The sequence below is a fragment of the Halomonas sp. genome (assembly GCF_052095695.1).
GTDB lineage: Bacteria > Pseudomonadota > Gammaproteobacteria > Pseudomonadales > Halomonadaceae > Vreelandella.
In genome coordinates this window covers 30706-49563 of the sequence record NZ_JBQDLQ010000018.1, presented here as the reverse complement: position 1 = coordinate 49563, position 18858 = coordinate 30706, and the positions used below count along the sequence as shown (strand labels likewise).

The following is an 18858-nucleotide window of genomic DNA, read 5'->3' as shown; positions in this document are numbered from 1 at the left end:
GGTCGTGGTCGTGGTCGTGGTCGTGGTCGTGGTCGTGGTCGTGGTCGTGGTCGTGGTCGTGCGCATGGTCATCATGACCAGGCTCAGCCAGGGCCGCATGTAGCACCTGCGCGTTGTGGCGCATCATACCCAGGTAAGTGCTGGCCTCGCCTTCACTGGCTAGCGCGTCCGCGTACAGCGTGCCTGCAATGGGCAAGCCGGTTTCTTCAGCTAGCTGGGTGATGATCGACTGGTTGGTCATGTTCTCGTGGAACAGTGCCTCAACGTTCTCTTGATTAATCACGTCTACCAGCGCTGCCATGTTGGCGCCACTAGGATCCGCTTCCGTGGAAAGCCCCACTGGAGACAGGAAGTTAACGCCATAAGCGTTGGAGAAGTAGCCAAAAGATGCGTGGCCGGTAATCACACTGGTAGACGCTGGAATTTCCTCAATCAATGCACGAATCTCAGCGTCTGCCTCGGCCATTTCTTCTAAGTAGTGCTCCGCGTTAGCGCGGTATTCATCAGCATTGTCGGCATCTGCAGCGATTAAACCATCGCGGATATTAGCTACATACACCCTGGCTTGTTGCATATCCTGCCAAGCATGGGGATCATATGCGCCATGTTCGTGATCATGCCCGTGGTCATGCCCGTGATCATGCCCGTGGTCGTGATCATGCCCGTGATCGTCATACGCTATCGTCGAAATGCCATCCGTCGCGGTAATCAGTGGGCCATCGTAGTCGCTAGCGCTAATCAGGCGCTCCATCCAGCCCTCGAACATTAGGCCGTTGAAGACGACTAAATCAGCATCTGTTAAAGAGCGTGCATCGCCGGGGCTGGGGGAGTAAACGTGGGCATCGCCATCGGCGCCCACCAGGGAGGTCACATCGACATGTTCGCCACCTACGTTTTCCACCATATCCGCCAGGATAGAGAAGCTGGTAACCACCTGAACGCGCTCATTAGCGACAGCGGCAGGCAGTGCCAGCATCGCGGAAACACCCACCAACCAGCGAGATGATCGAGATGATAAATAGGCAAGAGACATACAACACTCCTTACGTTTAAACATAAAGGCGAAAATTAACACCCGTGATCGACGGCCAGCGGCGTCGTTTTACGCCGTAGCTTGGCTGCTAAACTGTGATAACGGCCAAACAGCGCCGAGAATAAATAACCCGCCCCAGCCAGCAGAATAATGCTCGGGCCTGAAGGGATATCCAAATGGAACGAAAGCAGTAGGCCGCCGGTGCTAGACACCATGGCAAGCACAATCGAAATACCGATCAGCCCTTCTAAGCGCTTGCTCCAAAAGCGTGCCGAGGTGGCGGGAAGCATCATTAACCCCACCGCCATTAGCGTACCCAGGGTTTGAAAACCAGCGGTTAGATTGAGTACCAGCAGGCCCAAGAACACGCTGTGCACCCAGCCGCTACGGCGGCTTTGGCCGCGCAAAAATAGCGGGTCTAAACACTCCACCACTAAGGCACGAAAAACCACTGCCAGCGTCACCACAATCAGCGTACTGATACCGGCAATCAGCATCAGGGCGGTGCCATTAATCGCCAAAATAGAGCCAAACAGCACGTGGGTTAGATCCACGCTGCTACCGCCTAGCGAAATCAGCATGACGCCTGCGGCCAGCGAAATAATAAAAAAGCTCGCCATGGCCGCATCTTCCCGCTGGCCGCCCATTTTCGATACCGCGCCCGCCAGCAGTGCCACCAGCAAACCAAACAGCACGCCGCCAATACTCATAATGGGTAGCGAGAATCCCGCCAGCAGAAAGCCTAGCGCCACGCCAGGGAGAATCGCGTGAGCCATGGCATCGCCAATCAGGCTCATCCCGCGTAACACCAAAAACACCCCCAGCGGAGGGGCCGCTAGCGAAAGCGCTAAACCACCCACTACCGCACGGCGCATAAAGCCGTAGTCGAACGGCGCGACAAACCACGCATTCAGTAGGTCAAGCATGCTGATCCCCCAAGCTAAACGGCATCGCCTGAACGGGCGCATGCTGATGAGTCAGCGCAGCGGGAGCAACCCAGCGCGCGTGGCCGCCGTTGAGCATCAGCACCTCATCGGCAAGACGGCGCAAATGATCCATATCGTGTAACACCACAATAATCGTCGCGCCGTCATCGGCCATCTGACGCAGGATACGAATCAAAATATCGACCGTTTCACTGTCCACATTGGCAAACGGCTCATCCAACAGTAATAGCTCGGCTTCCTGCATCAGCGTGCGCCCAATCAGCGCACGCTGGCGCTGGCCGCCGGAAAGCTCGCCCAGCGGGCGGTGGGCCAAATGCGAAATACCCAGCCGCGCCATAATCTCGCGGCCTTTTCGATAGTGCCCGGCGCAATAGCCGGTTAGCGCACCGTGGCTGGGCCAACTACCGGTCATCACCAACTCTTCCACGCTCATGGGAAAGGTTAGGTCTAACGCCAACTGCTGCGGCAGCCACGCCCGGCGCTCTTTTGCTACCGTGCAGACAACTTCACCGCTAATAGGCCGAAGTTCGCCCATAATGGCCTGAATCAACGTGCTTTTACCGGCACCGTTAGCGCCAATCAGTGCGGTAATGGCGCCTGGCTTGAAGTTGCCTTCAATGTGTTCCAGCACCGTGCGGCGCGCCTGGGCCAAATGTAGGTCGTGCAACTGAAGACGAGAGACAAAACGCTCACTCATCCCCACCACCCGCCAGCCCAACCCACCAAAACCCACAGCGCTAGCAGCGGCACAGCAACAAACAGCAGCCGTTTAACCGCCGACAATGACATTAAGGAAAAGTGACAAGGACCTTCCTTGTTATGATGGTGCGTATGCTCACTCATCAAGTGGCCTCGTGTAATATCAAATAGGTTATAACATAACATGTAGCAAAGCCAAAAAATTGCTGGATATTTTACGCCTAAACACCGCGCTGGCAATCATAAAGCTCAGGATTAAGTAGCGCCGTAAATGCCGCGCCAGCCAGCCTGCCAAATAATGGCCGGGCACGCACCGTTCTCAAACACCGAATCGTATTTGCGCCGCTGCGCTTATGCAGGGTAAGTCTGGCTGTGGATAAGTCTTTGGGTAAGGGTGTGAATAAAGCTGTGTATAAGTTAGAGGGGTAATAGCCGGAGAAATAACCAACGCCGCTATCAAGCGAAAAGGATAAAGGCGTACTGATGCATTTAACGGCGCTAAGAAGAGTAGCACGGCGTTGGCACGTCACTAACATGGAAACAGTATTGGCTAAGTAAGCCTAAGTTTAATAGCGATTAAGGGTAAGGAATGGTTTGATGGGCAAAGGTGGGCCAGCAACCGGGAGAGCGCAGTGACTTACTATCGCTATTGGGGCAAAGCGCAAGCGAAGGGATGGGCGGTAGAGTGCCATCTATTGCCGTATCACAATCTCGATGTTGCAGCCGTGGGCTGGTTGCTGCTCTCGCCTGATAGACCGCTGACACAACGCCTTGCAGCGCAACTAGGTCTTGAACCTGAAGCACTACGTAATCTATTAGTTTTTTGGTTGGGTTTGCACGATATCGGTAAGTTCGCCCGAGCTTTTCAGGGGCTTTTTCAACCAACCTCAAGCTTAGTATTAGTCCCTCCCGCTGCGCAATATGCCTACACTGAGCGCCATGATCGTTTGGGGGACGTGGTTTGGGAGGCTAAATGGCTAGACTGGTTTGAAGATGGCACGTTGCAATGGCCGACTGGTTTGACTCGCGCTAATTGCAAGTCGCTGCGCGCAGCTCTTCCTGTCTTAACTGCACCTTTCTTTGGTCATCACGGCCAGCCAGTAAGCGCAGGCAGTATCGACGTAGAGATGTTTTTCTGCCGTGACGAGCATGCTGACGATATCGAAGCGACGCGCCAATTTATTGCCGATTGGGCAAACGTCGTTCCACCAGAGTGGCCAATCGAGCAGTTGTCTTCTGAACAGTGGGTGTATGCCCTGCAGACGCTAAGCTGGTCAATCGCAGGCTGGGCAACCTTAAGTGACTGGTTGGGCTCGAACCAGGATCACTTTCCCTATCTTCAAGAAGAGATTCCTCTCGCCGACTATTGGCAAATTGCATTAAAAAACGCTGAAAGCGCGCTGCAAGAAACAGGGTTTAACAACGTTTCCAAGCCGTTGCCTTATGCTGGAATGTCAGATTGGTTTGGCAAGCAATCCATCACGCCAACGCCCTTGCAGCAGGCTGCCGAGACAGTAGAACTCACAGATGGGCCGCAGCTGTTTATTTTGGAAGATGTAACCGGGTCAGGAAAAACTGAGGCCGCCTGTATTCTGACCCAGCGCCTATTAGCGGCAGGCCACGGCGATGGACTCTATTTTGCACTGCCCACGATGGCCACCTCTAACGCCATGTATTCACGGCTGGGTAATTTGCATCGACGGTTTTATACCGCTGAATCCTCCCCCTCTTTTGTCCTTGCCCATGGTGCACGGGATTTAAACGATGAGTTTATCGCCGCCGTTGCCGCGCCTCAGCCTTCTGATCTGGATTACACCGCTAGTGAGCTCTCGGCCACAAGCCGCTGTAACCAATGGCTAGCGGATTCGCGTAAAAAAGCGCTGCTGGCGGAAGTGGGGGTAGGCACCATTGACCAAGCCTTAATGGCCATTTTGCCGTTTCGCCACCAGTCGCTGCGTTTGTACGGGTTGGCGCGAAAGGTGTTGGTGATTGATGAGGTGCACGCCTACGACAACTACATGCAAACACTGCTCAGCCAACTGCTGGCCTATCATGCGCGCCAGGGCGGTAGCGCGATTCTGCTAACGGCCACGCTCCCCCGTGCCATGCGCAGTGCCTTAATGACTGCTTGGCAAGGGGGGCTTGGACAGCCCGCAACGAAACCACAAAAAGATGACTTCCCATTACTGACCCATGTGAGCGAAGGGCAACCGTTGGAGTTACCGCTGGGCTCGCGCAAAGAGGTGTCCAGAAGCGTTGAAGTCGCTTGGCTAACCGAAGAAGAACAGGCGATAGAGGCGGTGCTGGAAGCGGTGGAAGCCGGTGAGTGTATCGCTTGGGTGCGCAATACAGTAGATGACGCTATTCGCGCATTCGAAGCCATCGCTGCCCGCCACCCTGATCCTGAACGCTGCCTGCTGTTCCACAGCCGCTTTGCCATGGTGGATAGGCAACGCATTGAGTCCCAGGTCATTGAGCGTTTAGGCAAAGACTCAACGCCTGAAATACGCAAGGGGCAGGTGTTGATCAGCACACAGGTTTTCCAAGAATCCTTAGACTGCGACGTGGATGTGATGATTAGCGATATCGCACCCATTGATCTACTTATCCAGCGGGCGGGGCGCTTACAACGCCACCAGCGTGGGAAGCGCTGTTTGCCACGCTTGCTGGTGTTAGCGCCGCCCTGGGCGGATGAGCCCGATGAGCATTGGCTCAAGCGCACGCTGCCAGGCACCCAGGCGGTTTATCGAGACACATCGTTAAACTGGTTAACTCAGCGAGTTTTGCGTCGCCTAAAAGCAATCCGTATGCCCGAAGAGGCGAGGGATCTTATTGAAGGCGTTTACGGCCCCGTATCTGACGATATTCCTGATGCTATGCAGGCAGCGCGCTACGAGCAAAAAGGAATGCAGAGAACGGCTGGCTCGATGGCGAATTTCAACGCACTTAACCTTGAAGAGGGCTATGTAAAAAGCGATCAGTGGCAGGAAGAGCAAGAGATAGGCACAAGGCTGATGGATGAACCCACGATTAATGTCGTGCTGCTTTCACTCACCGATGATAACGAGCTGGCGCTATGGGCGGGAGAGAGCCGCCATGCCGATATGCTTAGCCAAGTAAAACTACGCCAAAGCCAGGCCGCCAAGTTAGCAGGGCTGCCAAGCCGCTATGAAAGCCAGTGGACTGCCCTTCAAGAACGCTACAAAGCGCTGAAGTATACGCAACCGTGGCTGCCCGGTGATGACCCTGAGTGCGACTACGATACCCAGTGGGGCGTTAGGCTAGGCAGTAAGGAGCAGGCGATATGATGCGTTTAGTACTTGTTTGGTTAAAAACGCAGACTTCTTTAGTTCGGTTAAGTAATCCCCGCTGGTGCGGGGAGCGAGCTTCGGCTCTGGAAAGAACCGGTTGATCTCCGCTGATGCAGAGAATAGGTATCTTACAGACAGTTGACAGCTTACGCATGGGAAGAACATACTGCACATGCACTCGACTAATTAAGCAATTCGGTTCTGGAAAGAACCTTTTTTATTTTAGTGCATAGGACGGCGACTAATCACCGAACCATGCATTGTTGCTCACATCGACAATTTAAGGGTTTCGGTATGGCTACGCAAGTAGAGGTCGCTTACTTCGGATACAACGCCTTCGCAGGAGGCCAAAATGATATTTCGACGTTACCGTAAAACCAAAGACGGAAGGGTGTTTGATGCGCATGAATATGGCTATAAAGCGTGGCCAATCACGCCTAGGCCAACACGCAAAAGTAAGAAACCAAAGAAATAGTTGATTGTATTGGCTGGTCTCAGTAATGAGGCCAGCTTTTTTAATTTATAGCATTTCTGAGGTGCTCATGAATCTACTTGACGACCCGTGGTTACCCTTCCTGTTGAAAGATGGAAAGGTAGAGAATCGCCTTGTCTCAGCAGTGGCTGATTCTGATGTAATCAACCTCGCCCTGCCGCGAGCAGACTTTCAGGGGGCGGCCTACCAGTTCCTGATCGGCTTGCTACAAACGGCGCTACCGCCGAAAACTCATGACGACTGGCTTGACTTGTTAATGGTGCCTCCCAGTGTTGACGCCTTGGATAAAGCGTTTGCGCCTTTCAGTAGCGCTTTTGAACTGGACGGCGACGGCCCTCGCTTTATGCAAGACCTTGACCCCCTGGAGGATGTAAACAACGCCACCGTTAGTGGTTTATTAATTGATGCCCCCGGCGCTAACGGCATCAAAAATAATACCGACTTTTTCGTCAAGCGCGGCCGTGTTGAAGTGATGTGTGACGCCTGTGCGGCCATAGCGCTGTACACCATGCAGATTAACGCACCTGCGGGCGGTGCCGGTATCCGCGTGGGCCTGCGTGGCGGTGGGCCGCTGACAACGCTGGTGATGCCGGAGTCGTCAGATGCCAGCCTGTGGGAGCGCTTATGGCTAAACATCATTACGCAGAAAGAAACCACCCAGAAAGGGCAGCAGTGGTCGACGCCGCATCCAGAAGAGCCGTCGCTATTTTTCTGGATGGCCGATACGCGGGTAAGCGATAAAAAAGGCACCGAGGTGCTACCTGAAGATACCCGCCCGCTACACGCTTACTGGTCAATGCCGCGCCGGTTTCGGCTGCTATTTGAAGACGCAGATGAATGCCCGTGTGATATTTGCGGACGAAAAACCCAGCGTGTAGTGCGCGAATTGCGCGCTAAAAAGCAGGGGGCGAATTACGACGGCCCTTGGTTACACCCGTTAACACCCTATCGACGTGATCCCCAAAAGCCCAATGAGTTACCACTTTCCAGTAAAGGTCAGCCGGGTGGGCTTGGCTATCGGCACTGGTCAGGCTTTGTACTGAATGATGAAGAAAGCAGTGGTGCAATCGCGGCAACGGTGCTGAAAAACTACATCCACAAACAAAAGCTGGTGACACAGGAGCGAGCGTGTGGCGAAGACATCCAGGCGCTGCTGAGAGAGGCGCGTCTATGGGTGTTTGGCTACGACATGGACAATATGAAGCCGCGGGGTTGGTACAGCGTGGAAATGCCCCTGGTGGCAATTCCACCAGGCCAGCAGGAAAGACTTCGCGCATGGGTTCAACAACTGATCGACCTTTCGCGCAATATCGCTTGGATGGTACGCACTCAGGTGAAAAACGCCTGGTTTTCACGCCCGTCGGATGCCAAGGGCGATATGAGTGCCATTGATAACCAATTTTACGATGCAACCGAGCCTGAATTTTTTAAAGCGTTGCTAGCTCTACAGCAGGTGCTGCAACAAGAAGCTCCGCCTCCGCATATCCCTCCCGACACTGCTGAGCATTGGTACTTCGCCCTTAAGCGTGAAGCCATGCGTGTATTCGAAGACCTAGCACTCAGCGGTGCTCAAGAAAGCATGGATCTTGAACGTGCCACTGCTGCTCATAGGCAGCTACAAAGCTTTCTTGGTGGCAAGAGTAAAGGTAGCAAAGTGGTGAGTGACTTTATCCAACAAGGTGGGTTTGACCCCTCCGCGCAGGCCAAGCGTAACGCGGCCTCTGCTGCATCCACGACAGGAGACACCTGATGAGTGATTTGTTAACGCCGGAAACAACCGAGAAAGAAGATTTATTGACCGAGGCGGAGAAAAAGTCACTCGTCGCTTTGAAACGGGATGAAGCCGCCGCCCTACGCCGTTGGTGGCAGCGGTTGACGCTACCGCCGCAGGCTTTGAAAGCATTGACCCCTCAGCCGCCACTGCCCAGAGGTGTCCGAGCGGTACTGCGTCGCTGTGATAGCGCGGAAGCAGCGATGCTAACCCAAGGTTTTCGCGAGCTATGGGCGATGCTGCCGGAGACGATGAAACAAACGGATTATCGCGATGAAAAGCTGCAAGTGTGGTCATGCATCGCGTTAATCGCAGCGGAGTTGCGCGAAGAAAAGAAGAGCGCGTCGTTAGCCTCACGCCTTGGCCAGCAAAAAGAGCAAACCGGTAAACCGCTGATGAGTGAGCTGCGCTTTCAGCAACTTCTTTCCTGCCGTACGCCTGAAGAGTTCATCCAGCGCTTACGCCGTGCGCTGGCGCTTGCGGATAAGAAAGATATCAGTGTCGTACTGCTGGCGAGTGTTATCTCACTCTGGTGGCAGGAGCATCGTGGACGTTTGTCTGCCAAGCCTACCCATCGGTTTGGTTTTGTCTTAGCGAACGACTATTTCGCAGCAACGTCTCGCTATAGCCATCGCAGCGACTAATTTTTAGGACTGACTACCACCCTTTCTAGCGTCATATGGAAATCACTAACGGAGTTATCCATGAGCCATTTTATTCAACTGCATTTGCTGACCTCTTATCCGCCCGCCAACCTGAACCGCGATGATTTAGGCCGCCCTAAAACTGCCTTGATGGGCGGTGCAAAGCGTCTACGTGTTTCGTCACAAAGCCTTAAGCGCACTTGGCGTACCTCTGCGCTCTTTGAAGAAGCACTGGCCGGGCATGTGGGCACCCGCACCAAGCGGTTGGGCAAAGAGGCTTATGATCAGCTGTTAGAGAAAGGCGTTGATCAAAAAATGGCGGGGGCTTGCGCAGAAAAAATTGCCGGTGTGTTTGGCAAGCTGCGTAAAGTAGAAAAAGGCGAAGCTAAAGAGTTTGAGATTGAGCAACTCGTCCATGTGGGCCTGGAAGAACGCCAAGCGATCAGCGACCTAGTGGAGACACTGGCAGCAGAGAAGCGTGAGCCAAACGATGATGAATTAAAGCTCTTGCGCCATAAACCTGCCGCCGCCGATGTGGCACTGTTTGGCCGTATGCTGGCTGCCGTTCCCGAATATAACGTCGATGCTGCCTGCCAAGTCGCCCACGCCATCACTGTGCACGCTGCCGAAGTAGAAGATGATTACTTTACCGCTGTCGATGACTTAAACAGCGGTGATAAAGACCGTGGCGCGGCGCATATTGGTGAATCTGGCTTTGGTGCCGGGCTGTTCTACCTGTATATCTGCATTGACCGCCAGCAGTTGGTTGAGAACCTGCAGGGCAACAGTGGACTAGCCGACCAAGCGATTGCTGCGCTAGTGGAAGCCGCCGTGAAAACCTCCCCCAAGGGCAAGCAAAATAGCTTCGGTTCCCGCGCCCACGCGAGCTACGTACTGGCGGAAAAAGGCAACCAGCAGCCGCGCTCACTCTCTACCGCTTATCTGCGACCTATTACGGGGCAAGATCAAGCACTTGACGCTATTAAGCGTATTGAAGAGCAAGCAAACGCGTTTGATAGCGCCTATGACGCAGGTGCTGACAGTCGCTTTGTCACCAGTGCCGAGCCTGCCTATAAAGAACCACAGCTAAAGGGCAATGTTAGAAAAGGCAGCCTTACGGAACTGATCGCTTTCTTAAAAACCGACCAGTAAGGGGGCGGCATGACCGACTATCTTATTTTTCGGCTCTATGCGCCGCTTGCCAGTTGGGGAGAAGCCGCAGTTGGTGAAACGCGTCCTACAGCGACTTACCCAGGTAAAGGTGCCGTGCTTGGTTTGCTTGGGGCCGCACTAGGTGTTCGCCGGGATGACGATGCAGGCCAAAAGCAACTGCGTGAAAGCATTGCCATGGGCGTAAAACAGTACACTCCCGGTATGCTAATGCGCGACTACCACACCGTGCAGATGCCCGCCACGCAGTCAAAAGTGAGCTATCACACCCGCAAAGAAGAGCTAAGCGGGCCGCGCGATGCGCTGAAAACGATCCTTTCCAGCCGGGATTATCGCTGTGATGGTCTATGGACAGTGGCCGTCTGGCTAACGCCAGCGGCAACCCTAACGCTGTCTGAGCTTGAGCAAGCGCTCAAAACGCCCTATTACCCGCTTTATCTAGGGCGCAAATCCTGCCCGCCCGCTGCGCCGCTTGCCCCCCAGCGGCGGCAGTGCAGCATGCTTAAAGAAGCGCTTGATATGGCGTTCCCTAAGCTGGCGTTTAACGGTCAAGAAGACAAAACGGTACTTCGCTTTCCTGATGAAGCTTTATATGCCTGGGAGGGTGAAGCCAGTAAGTTAGATGGCAATGATCAAACGGCAGAGTACAACGATGTGTGGGATTTGCCGCTAAATCGACGCCGCTGGCAGTTTGGCCCCCGGTTAGAGTTTCGTCGGGCCATAGCAGCAGAGGAGGCGCGCTAATGTATCTCTCACGCGTACGTGTTGACCTGAACGGGCTCTCTCGCGAAAAGCTGTTTGATGTAATGAATGCGGAAGCCTATACGGCTCACCAGCTTTTATGGCAGCTATTCCCCGGCTACGAAGGGCCAAGGCCCTTTATTTTTCGGCAAGAGCTGGAAGAAGCTGAAGAGAGTAGAGGCCCCAAAGGGCTACCGCTATTTTACCTTCTTTCAGACCGTGAACCCTCATCAGTGCCAGGCTTGCTGACCGCAGAGAGCAAACCCTACGCACCAGAGTTAAAAGTGGGTGAGAGGCTTGCATTTCGCCTGCGCGCTAATCCGACTATGGCGGTTCCCGTGCAAGGGCAGCGTGGCCAGCGTGCCGATGTGTTGATGGCGGCCAAAAAGCCATTCCCGCCGGGGCAGCGCACCAGCCAAGCTTGTGTTGATGCGATGAATGGCAAGGCCCGTGAATGGCTCGAAAGTCGTGCTGAAACATGGGGCTTTAGCTTGCCGGTGACACCAGAACTGGGAGCCTACCGCCAGCATGTGCTGAATAAAGGGAGCGGCAAGCCGGTTCAGTTCTCTACGGTGGATTACGAAGGCCTGCTGGAAGTTACCAATCCAGGAAGGCTGATCGAAACAATGGCCCACGGCATGGGGCGGGCCAAGGCGTTTGGTGGTGGTTTGCTGTTACTGCGTCGACCTTAGGAGAACAACATGGGCTTTATTCCACTAAAGCCCATTCCCGAAAAAGACCGTATGTCGATGATCTTTATCGGGATGGGGCAGATAGATGTACGCGACGGCGCTTTCGTCGTCATTGATGAAGTTAATGGCGAGCGTATGCATATTCCGGTGGGTTCGGTGGCTTGTCTGTTGCTTGAACCGGGCACTCGAGTATCTCATGCCGCCATTAAGCTGGCTGCTACGGTAGGCACGCTACTGATTTGGGTGGGGGATGCTGGAGTAAGGCTTTATAGCGCTGGACAACCTGGTGGCGCTAGGTCAGATAAATTACTCTATCAAGCGCAGCTGGCGCTGGATGAAAAGCTGCGTCTTAAAGTGGTACGCAAGATGTTTGAGCTCCGGTTTGGTGAAGAACCGCCCTCGCGTCGAAGCATTGAGCAGCTGCGCGGCATGGAGGGCGCGAGAGTTCGAAAAACCTACCAACTTTTAGCCAAACAGTATGGTGTTAAATGGAACGGGCGCCGTTATGACCCAAAACAATGGGAGGCTTCTGATGTTGCAAATCAGTGCTTGTCTGCTGCCACGGCTTGTCTCTATGGCATCACCGAAGCGGCTATTTTGGCGGCAGGCTACGCCCCCGCGATTGGCTATCTGCACACCGGCAAACCGTTGAGCTTTGTGTACGATATTGCCGATATCGTGAAGTTTGAAACCGTAGTGCCTGCGGCCTTTCGAGTAGCGGCGCGTAACCCACCCATGCCTGAACGCGAAGTTCGTATCGCCTGCCGCGATGCATTCAAGCAATCCCGGATACTCCAGCGCTTAATTCCCATGATCGAAGATGTGCTTGCCGCTGGTGACATACAGCCGCCACCGCCAGCCCCCGATGCGGTACCACCCGCTATTCCAGAACCACCTTCGGTTGGCGATGCCGGGCATAGGAGCGGATAAATGGCGATGCTCGTAGTAATTACCGAAGCCGTGCCGCCACGCCTACGCGGCAGGCTAGCAGTGTGGCTTTTAGAAATTAGAGCCGGTGTTTATGTTGGTGATGTAAGTAGGCGTATCCGCGAAATGATTTGGGAGCATGTCGAAGCGCTAGCTGAAGACGGCAATGTAGCAATGGCCTGGGCCAGCAACCATGAATCCGGATTTGAATTTCAAACCTATGGTGAAAATCGCCGAGAACCCGTCGACCATGACGGATTACGTCTGGTGCGCTTTTTGCCGCCACAAGTTAACTAGCTGATTTAACTAGATCTTTAATAATTTAATGTGATGAAAAAGTAAGCAAAATAGCTGGTAGATTTTTTATCTGCTATTTTCTTCTTGTAGATCAAGTGTCTACAACTAGTCCGATCCCCGCACGAGCGGGGCTGAACCGCATGATGATCGGCTTGCCCGGTTACTGACTAACCCGATCCCCGCACGAGCGGGGCTGAACCGGCGTTTTTCTGTGCATATTATATGTTTAACCGCCGATCCCCGCACGAGCGGGGCTGAACCGTGAAGTGCTTGCCACGCAGCAGCTTAATACTACCGATCCCCGCACGAGCGGGGCTGAACCGCGCGACCGTGGGTTTCGGAACCGGATACATAACCGATCCCCGCACGAGCGGGGCTGAACCGTGCCGCCGTACAGCAGAGACAGGATCGAAGCGCCGATCCCCGCACGAGCGGGGCTGAACCGTAACTACGATCTGCACGAAAAGGCACAGTTAACCGATCCCCGCACGAGCGGGGCTGAACCGCGAAGCTAGTCGCCCAGGAGCAAGCTGCAGAAGCCGATCCCCGCACGAGCGGGGCTGAACCGCTGGCCTGCCCTGCTAGAGCAAATTATCGACGCCGATCCCCGCACGAGCGGGGCTGAACCGTGGGACGGTAAGCCGTGCCACTACTCAACTTACCGATCCCCGCACGAGCGGGGCTGAACCGTTCCCTTCTCCTCCGATACCTAAATAATAGTCCCGATCCCCGCACGAGCGGGGCTGAACCGTGGTAGCATGGCATACGGCCTACAATGTAGAACCGATCCCCGCACGAGCGGGGCTGAACCTGATTATCAAATTGGTAAGATTGGACAACATTACCGATCCCCGCACGAGCGGGGCTGAACCGGGTTTTAATGCTCTGCCCTAGGCTACCCTACTCCGATCCCCGCACGAGCGGGGCTGAACCGATTACTTGTTCAAAGATCGTTGGTTAGCTGCGCCGATCCCCGCACGAGCGGGGCTGAACCGTACCGTGAGCTTGTGCCTGAATAACACAATTTCCGATCCCCGCACGAGCGGGGCTGAACCGTTTGTAGAACCAACCGACGCCATCAAACTCTACCGATCCCCGCACGAGCGGGGCTGAACCGGAGAGTAGGGTTATGGAAACAGATAACAGCGTCCGATCCCCGCACGAGCGGGGCTGAACCGTTATCATCTTATCCACAATTGTGGATAACTCTCCGATCCCCGCACGAGCGGGGCTGAACCGTATTGAAAGAGAGCGGAATCAAGCCCGCTAGCCCGATCCCCGCACGAGCGGGGCTGAACCGAATAAAGAAGCAAGAATAGACAAACACCCAACCCGATCCCCGCACGAGCGGGGCTGAACCGCAAATTCGTTACATGTTTGGCACTTGCTCACTCCGATCCCCGCACGAGCGGGGCTGAACCGACATTTCTCACGAATGGGAAAATCTTTGCTTACCGATCCCCGCACGAGCGGGGCTGAACCGTTCTCTATTTACTCGATCTAGCTTGTGAATTGCCGATCCCCGCACGAGCGGGGCTGAACCATGTGATTACGAGTTGGGATCAAATAATCCCAACCGATCCCCGCACGAGCGGGGCTGAACCGTTATTAAGCAAACAATGCTTGATCAATGATAACCGATCCCCGCACGAGCGGGGCTGAACCGACATTTCTCCTGTTTCTGCTAAGGCCAATGCACCGATCCCCGCACGAGCGGGGCTGAACCGGTCGTATTTCGGGAGGTTGTAGCGGTTTACCTCCGATCCCCGCACGAGCGGGGCTGAACCGCAATGTTCAAACCACAGGGGAATACCGACATGCCGATCCCCGCACGAGCGGGGCTGAACCGTTGGGTATTACTATCCCGACGCCTTTACCGGACCGATCCCCGCACGAGCGGGGCTGAACCGGCAACTGCTGATATCTCTGGCATCTCTTTCCCCCGATCCCCGCACGAGCGGGGCTGAACCGACCACTTAAAACTACCGTCCCAAACGCCATCACCGATCCCCGCACGAGCGGGGCTGAACCGCACCCCCCGTTAGAAAAGCTGCCCCTACTAACCCGATCCCCGCACGAGCGGGGCTGAACCGGCCGCACCGGCTGCGCACGATCTTGCTAGGGCCCGATCCCCGCACGAGCGGGGCTGAACCGGCAACGATAGCGCTCCTGCTTTCAGCAGCAGTCCGATCCCCGCACGAGCGGGGCTGAACCGTAGATACAGCTACTCAGGGCTTGGGCCAGCTACCGATCCCCGCACGAGCGGGGCTGAACCGGCCAACGCCAGCGGCTAACGGTGACTTGCCAGCCGATCCCCGCACGAGCGGGGCTGAACCGCGCCCAATCTTTATCGGCACCACCGGCAACCCCCGATCCCCGCACGAGCGGGGCTGAACCGGCTAGCGGGTTTTCATTGTCCGGTTCGCGGTACCGATCCCCGCACGAGCGGGGCTGAACCGCCATTGTTGCTCAAGCAGCTAAGCTTAGCAGACCGATCCCCGCACGAGCGGGGCTGAACCGATCTTGCTAGCGGTGCCAGTGGTTCCTACGCACCGATCCCCGCACGAGCGGGGCTGAACCGGTTAGGCTCCTGCTGTAGTGGTTTCTAATCGACCGATCCCCGCACGAGCGGGGCTGAACCGGCGTCACGCTGCCGCCGCTCGTCAGTTGCGGCCCGATCCCCGCACGAGCGGGGCTGAACCGGGTCAGAAGCGCTACGCATCGGCGGCATCGTGCCGATCCCCGCACGAGCGGGGCTGAACCGCCGCTATTAATAAGCACCACCCGCACCACCACCCGATCCCCGCACGAGCGGGGCTGAACCGGCGCTCACCTGGAACTGCACGTTGCGCATCGCCCGATCCCCGCACGAGCGGGGCTGAACCGGAGTACAGGGGGCTGCACGATGCGGCGTTAGGCCGATCCCCGCACGAGCGGGGCTGAACCGCGTTTGCCATTGCCAAAACTCTTGGCCTATTTCCGATCCCCGCACGAGCGGGGCTGAACCGTGTAGCTAAGAGAGCTGAGGTTGTTGTTAATACCGATCCCCGCGCAGACAGGAATGAAAGGCTATACCCATTTAATCGTGCTCTGCCGATATGGCAACACCACCCACAAAAAGCCACCCCATAAGGTGGCTGTCAGTGCTGCGTTATCAACGCTAGTGCGTTTAACTTTCTTTCGGTGATGTTTCCATGGCGCGTTTGTCGTCGGGCACTCTGACCATGTTGCCGACTTCTAATTTTTCATGGCGCTGGTGGCGGCCGCCGTTGGCGTCAATGATGGCGGCAACTTCGCCGATGCTCACCGCGTCATCTTCTCGATAGGCTTCTACTTTGACGCGTACCATCGCGCCTTGGTAGCGCGCGGAAATAATATCGCCCGGGTTGGGGGCGTGATGGTCAGGGTCGTTCTTAAAGTACTCAGATACGCTGGCGCTGCCAGGGGCGTCCCATTCGATATGTTGATGCATCGCTGTTTTCCTTATCGTGTTGGGTGTTTCTGCAGTGTAGTGCGTTCAACCACTCTCTTCCTTTGTGCTTTGCTCCTCCGTTGATTTTTCTGTTGTTTCTACGTTGTTTTCTTGCCCAACGTACTGAAATAAGAAGTTGAGCGCGGCCGGTAAACTGGCGCGCCAGACGTGCCAAGTGTGGCCGCCGGGGTAAAGGTCGAGACGCACGTCGTTGGGCTGAATGCGCTCTATGGCTTGGCGCATTAGGCGGGCATGAAACTCTGCATCGTAAACGTCACTGCGCCCCGCGCTGATATACAGCGGCACGGGTGGAGTCTCGGCCTCTTGTGCAGCGCCGCGAGGTGTTACGCGTAGCCGGTATTCCTCAAGATGAGCGGTATAATTGAGCGATTCCCACAGGTCAGGATCAAACCGGCCCTGCTCGTCGAGAAAGGCAGGATGACGGTGAGCCGATGAGTTGCGCGGTGGCTGCGGTGAGTAGCTGGCGGGGCTTAACGCTGCAACAGCGGCGAATAAGTCAGGCCGTTCCAGCGCGAAGTTGAGCGCGCCATAGCCACCGGCTGAAAGGCCGGCCACGCCACGTAGGCGGCGCTCTTGGCCTACGCGGTAGGTAGCTTCCACGTGGGGCATTAAATCGTTAAAAAACGCGCTGCGAGCGGGCTCGTTATAGCCATCTACCCACCAGCTGCGGCTGCCGGGCATAATATAGACGGCAGAAGGGATATGCCCTGCGCTAATTAATCTGTCGGCGACTTGCTGAAGGTTGCCGCGTGATACCCAGTCGCGATCAGTTCCAAACGAGCCGTGCAGCATATAAATGACCGGATACGCATCTGTTGCTTGAGCGTCATAATGATCGGGTAAATAAACGCTATAAGGGTAGTCATAGCCGAGCGTGGGTGAAAAGAATTGATGGTGCTCAACCTCGCTGGCCAAACTGTGGCCGCTAAACGTTAGCCACCCAATTAGCGCTGTTAAAAGGGCTTGAGATCGATACGAGCAAAGCGGCCGCTTAAGTTTGAGCACCTTTCCTCCGGGAATTAAAACGATTCAATAAGGTCGGACAACGGGACGGCGTTAGATGTTCATTATAGTAAGGATGGTATTATTTAGCGGCGGGAGGCCCAATGCGGAAAGTTGACGAGATTTATTGGCTGCGTGCTTACGGCTGTATAGCCGTTTTTTTATTTCACCTGTTAGACCATGTAAATCAACGCGTTGATAATGTTGCCACTGACCTCCTGCGCCTGCCGCTTGTGTTGGGTACGCCCATTTTTCTGTTTATTTCGGTGTTTGTTTTTGCCGTGCGCTATGACAAATCGGTGCCAGAAGGTTTTCTCACCCAGCGCGTGAAATATGTGATGGTGCCATATTTTGTGTATGGTTTTATCTACTCCACGGCCGAGTGGGTGAGCTTACAAGGCTCGGATGAGCCGGTGGGGTTTGTCGCCAATGCCATTGAGTATTTTGTCTACGCGGGCTGGCACGGCTATTTCTTAATCATTGCGATGCAATTTTATGTGGCGTACTGGCTGTTTACACGCTGGCAGCTGTGGCGCTTAAACCCGGTGCCATGGCTGTGGGGCGCCTGTGTGATCAGTATGGCCTACTGGGGGCTTGCTTATTGGTTGGGTATTGATCTGCCCGGTTACTTGCTTTGGATCGCACCGCTAGGGTGGATCTATGTGTTCTTCCTGGCGCTGGTGCTGGTGCGTTATTACCCGCTAGCGCCAGAGAGCGTGCTTGCCCAGCGGCCGGCTTGGATGCAGCAGCTGGCTCAGCCCGTTTGGCTTGTGCTACTCGTCGCGTTGGTCATTGCGGGCACTTTCGCGGGCCAGCTGGCCTTTTCATCTAAAGAAGTATGGGTGATTCCTTTCTTTGTACTGTTTACGCTTTGCGCGATGCGCTACTTAGCCGGATGTACGGTGCCGGTGTGGGTCCGTCATGTGAATGTGCATTCGTTTGGTATTTACTTAGCGCACCCCATGTTTTTTGTGCTTGCTGATTTGGCCGTTGCGCCGCTGGCGCTGCCGGTTGTGGTATATGCCTTGGTGCTTATCGTAGTGGGCATCGTGGGGTCGGTAGCGCTTAATAAATTGGCGAATACCTTTACGCTGGGGGCGATGTTGTTTGGTAAACAGTTGAAAGTGGCTTAAGTGCGGAAGATGCAAACAGATTAAGGCGCGGTGTGTAAGTGGCACTAAGCATGCTGGGCGCAACCATACCTGGTTCGCTTAGCTTGCGGATGAGCTGGCCGCAGTAGGTTTTTAGGCGGATGGGGCAGGCGAGCATGCGTACAATTGCTGGTCACGAGAATAGGCAGTAAGTGGTCGGCAACACCCGATGCGCGGATGGATCTTAAATGACGTGGCAGTATTGCCCCTGTCACCAACGATAAAACAGACCGATCCCATTGCCGGCTCCGTGTGTTAATTCACCATGATGTAAATTATTGTATCGTATTATTTTTTTAGGTGCCGGGAAAAAGTTTGCGAGCCAAACAAGAGCACCATCATGCTCGATGATCCATTTTGGGGCATCGGTGAGTATTTTTGTTCTATTTTGGTGCATTAGGTGTGTTTTTAGCGCCTGCTTGGCTGCAGTGAGCGCGTTATGCGCCATCACGAGGCACCAAAGTGTATTTTTTAATGCTTAAAAAAC

General features: G+C 55.0%; 16 protein-coding genes and 1 CRISPR repeat array. Of the genes, 9 read left to right on the top strand and 7 right to left on the bottom strand.

What is annotated here, in order from left to right; genetic code table 11:
• From ACTH5D_RS05680 to ACTH5D_RS05665, 4 genes are all read right to left on the bottom strand, one after another.
• Positions 1–1033: metal ABC transporter solute-binding protein, Zn/Mn family (locus ACTH5D_RS05680; protein ID WP_441669207.1), on the bottom strand; the 1033-nt coding region annotated here is incomplete at its 3' end.
• A 35-nt stretch (positions 1034–1068) separates the two neighbouring features.
• Complete coding sequence (locus ACTH5D_RS05675) at positions 1069–1959, bottom strand: metal ABC transporter permease (RefSeq protein ID WP_096276464.1); 891 nt, start codon at positions 1957–1959, stop codon at positions 1069–1071.
• The gene (locus ACTH5D_RS05670) at positions 1952–2677 is read right to left on the bottom strand and encodes a metal ABC transporter ATP-binding protein (protein WP_441669205.1); all 726 of its coding nucleotides are present in this window, start codon (positions 2675–2677) and stop codon (positions 1952–1954) included. The genes ACTH5D_RS05675 and ACTH5D_RS05670 overlap by 8 nt, the downstream gene beginning before the upstream one ends.
• Positions 2674–2823, bottom strand: a complete 150-nt coding sequence (locus ACTH5D_RS05665; protein ID WP_441669203.1) for a hypothetical protein — start codon at positions 2821–2823, stop codon at positions 2674–2676. Before ACTH5D_RS05665 ends, ACTH5D_RS05670 begins: the two co-directional genes overlap by 4 nt.
• A gap of 488 nt (positions 2824–3311) precedes the next feature.
• Here ACTH5D_RS05665 and cas3 point away from each other — a divergent pair, with 488 nt between their 5' ends.
• The 8 genes from cas3 to cas2e all read left to right on the top strand — a co-directional run bounded on the left by cas3 (position 3312) and on the right by cas2e (position 12725).
• Positions 3312–5987 carry a CRISPR-associated helicase Cas3' gene (gene cas3 / locus ACTH5D_RS05660; protein ID WP_441669201.1) on the top strand — a complete coding sequence of 892 codons (2676 nt, stop codon included), beginning with the start codon at positions 3312–3314 and terminating at the stop codon, positions 5985–5987.
• Positions 5988–6532: 545 nt separating this feature from the next.
• Positions 6533–8233 (top strand): type I-E CRISPR-associated protein Cse1/CasA, encoded by a 1701-nt coding sequence (gene casA, locus ACTH5D_RS05655; protein WP_441669199.1) that lies wholly within the window; start codon positions 6533–6535, stop codon positions 8231–8233.
• Positions 8233–8898, top strand: coding sequence for a type I-E CRISPR-associated protein Cse2/CasB (gene casB / locus ACTH5D_RS05650; protein WP_441669197.1), 666 nt, complete (start codon positions 8233–8235; stop codon positions 8896–8898). The genes casA and casB overlap by 1 nt, the downstream gene beginning before the upstream one ends.
• Before the next feature lie 60 nt (positions 8899–8958).
• A complete protein-coding gene (cas7e, locus tag ACTH5D_RS05645; RefSeq protein WP_441669195.1) occupies positions 8959–10050 on the top strand; it encodes a type I-E CRISPR-associated protein Cas7/Cse4/CasC in 1092 nt (363 codons plus the stop codon).
• A 9-nt stretch (positions 10051–10059) separates the two neighbouring features.
• On the top strand, positions 10060–10812 hold the full coding sequence (gene cas5e / locus ACTH5D_RS05640; RefSeq protein ID WP_441669193.1) for a type I-E CRISPR-associated protein Cas5/CasD: 753 nt from the start codon (positions 10060–10062) through the stop codon (positions 10810–10812).
• The gene (gene cas6e, locus ACTH5D_RS05635; RefSeq protein WP_441669191.1) at positions 10812–11501 is read left to right on the top strand and encodes a type I-E CRISPR-associated protein Cas6/Cse3/CasE; all 690 of its coding nucleotides are present in this window, start codon (positions 10812–10814) and stop codon (positions 11499–11501) included. Before cas5e ends, cas6e begins: the two co-directional genes overlap by 1 nt.
• Before the next feature lie 9 nt (positions 11502–11510).
• Entirely contained in the window at positions 11511–12431 is a 921-nt protein-coding gene (gene cas1e / locus ACTH5D_RS05630) for a type I-E CRISPR-associated endonuclease Cas1e (protein ID WP_035564115.1), read from the top strand.
• Positions 12432–12725: a type I-E CRISPR-associated endoribonuclease Cas2e gene (gene cas2e, locus ACTH5D_RS05625; protein ID WP_441669189.1), complete on the top strand. Its 294-nt coding sequence runs from the start codon at positions 12432–12434 to the stop codon at positions 12723–12725.
• Positions 12726–12835: 110 nt separating this feature from the next.
• Positions 12836–15733: a CRISPR direct-repeat array (repeat unit 29 nt; unit sequence CCGATCCCCGCACGAGCGGGGCTGAACCG).
• 161 nt (positions 15734–15894) lie between these two features.
• Here cas2e and ACTH5D_RS05620 read toward each other — a convergent pair.
• Both ACTH5D_RS05620 and ACTH5D_RS05615 read right to left on the bottom strand, forming a co-directional pair.
• Positions 15895–16197 (bottom strand): hypothetical protein, encoded by a 303-nt coding sequence (locus ACTH5D_RS05620; protein WP_441669187.1) that lies wholly within the window; start codon positions 16195–16197, stop codon positions 15895–15897.
• A gap of 45 nt (positions 16198–16242) precedes the next feature.
• Entirely contained in the window at positions 16243–17223 is a 981-nt protein-coding gene (locus ACTH5D_RS05615; RefSeq protein WP_441669185.1) for an alpha/beta hydrolase, read from the bottom strand.
• A gap of 101 nt (positions 17224–17324) precedes the next feature.
• Between ACTH5D_RS05615 and ACTH5D_RS05610 the strand changes: the two genes are divergently transcribed.
• Positions 17325–18353 carry an acyltransferase family protein gene (locus ACTH5D_RS05610; RefSeq protein WP_441669183.1) on the top strand — a complete coding sequence of 343 codons (1029 nt, stop codon included), beginning with the start codon at positions 17325–17327 and terminating at the stop codon, positions 18351–18353.
• A 229-nt stretch (positions 18354–18582) separates the two neighbouring features.
• Here ACTH5D_RS05610 and ACTH5D_RS05605 read toward each other — a convergent pair whose 3' ends face one another.
• Positions 18583–18819 (bottom strand): hypothetical protein, encoded by a 237-nt coding sequence (locus ACTH5D_RS05605; RefSeq protein ID WP_441669181.1) that lies wholly within the window; start codon positions 18817–18819, stop codon positions 18583–18585.
• Between the last annotated feature and the right edge of the window lie 39 nt (positions 18820–18858).